The sequence below is a fragment of the Pseudomonas sp. R62 genome, from assembly GCF_000257605.1.
GTDB classification, from domain to species: domain Bacteria; phylum Pseudomonadota; class Gammaproteobacteria; order Pseudomonadales; family Pseudomonadaceae; genus Aquipseudomonas; species Aquipseudomonas atacamensis.
In genome coordinates, this window is the sequence record NZ_JH635998.1 from 1,433,642 (window position 1) to 1,434,825 (window position 1,184).

1 protein-coding gene is annotated in these 1,184 nt (G+C 61.8%); it reads right to left on the reverse strand.

All coding sequences use genetic code 11. The annotated features are described in order from the left end of the window. On the reverse strand, positions 1 to 1,172 hold a 1,172-nt coding region (locus tag OQK_RS31070; protein ID WP_274380844.1), incomplete at its 3' end, for a TcdA/TcdB pore-forming domain-containing protein. Positions 1,173 to 1,184: the final 12 nt, after the last annotated feature.

Sequence of the window (1,184 nt, forward strand, 5' to 3'; positions counted from 1 at the left end):
CTGGCTGTCATGTCGGCGCTGCGCAGCTGATCCGCAGCTTCGTTTTCGTAGTCGAGAACAACACCGATCAGATGCAGGCTGAGGCCTGCCCAGTCGATCCGGAACAGCCCCTCGGCCAGCTCGATGACACCGTCGAAACGATTCAACACCACGCCATCGACCAGCATGTCAGGTGCGCTGTCGATGCTGTCCCGTGGCTTTTCCCGAAATCTGACCTGCTCGACCCGGGCCCAGGACGCTTGCACCGTCCATGTCACCCGTTCCCAGCCCTGCGCTTGTTCGAAATTCACCGCCAGCAGGCCTGGCACCAATCGAATCCGGTATTGCCCCTGCGGCGCGGTGATCCGGTAGGCAATCTTCTCGCGCCACTCTGGTGGCAGGTCCGGAACCACCAGTTGGCTGACCTCAGCGCTCAACTGCACCTTGATCGTCGTGGCCATGAAGACCGGATGCAGCTTGTAAAGGATGTGTGGCGCAAACGGCGTGCTGAACAGGTAAAACACCCGGTTACCGAGCGCGTCATATTCCAGCTGATGTGCCAGGCGGTCATGCAACCGCGGATAACGGGTCGTGGAAAAAGGCACGGCCCCAGCGCTGCCGAGCTGATATTCGTAGCCGTAGTAACAGACGGGTGAACAGGGCAGCACCAGCGCCTCGGGCAACGTCCCCCAGACGCTGCCGACAGCAGGCCGTTGAAAGGCTCTGGGGATGTTGATCGCGGCATGTCGCCTGGCTGGATCATCGTCGTACTGCGGCAGCTCCAGCGCACTGCCCTTGCATGGGTAAAACTTCTGCCCCTCGAACGCCACCCTTCTGCTGTGCAGATCCACCTCGGTAATCACGGCCAGTGCGGGGAACTGCAAGACCGCGCCAGCGCGTTCGTAAGATTGCTGATAAGCGTCGTGAATCTGCGAGAGGTGCTCGCCGATGGCCGCAGCCTTGTCCATGATCTGCCCGAGATTGCTGGCAATGGCGGTCACCCCGATACCCACGCCCAGTAGCGGCACGGCCAGCGCTGCGGCGAACGCGCCCACCGTTCCGCCCGCTGCCAGGGCGACAAGATCCAGACCCAGCGCCGCCGTGTTGAACGCCAGGGACGTGGAGAACCGCGCTCGCTGCTCATGATTCTCTGCCTGCGTCAGGTTGTAGATGTCGAAGCCGATATTGGCCACGGAAAATGCCAC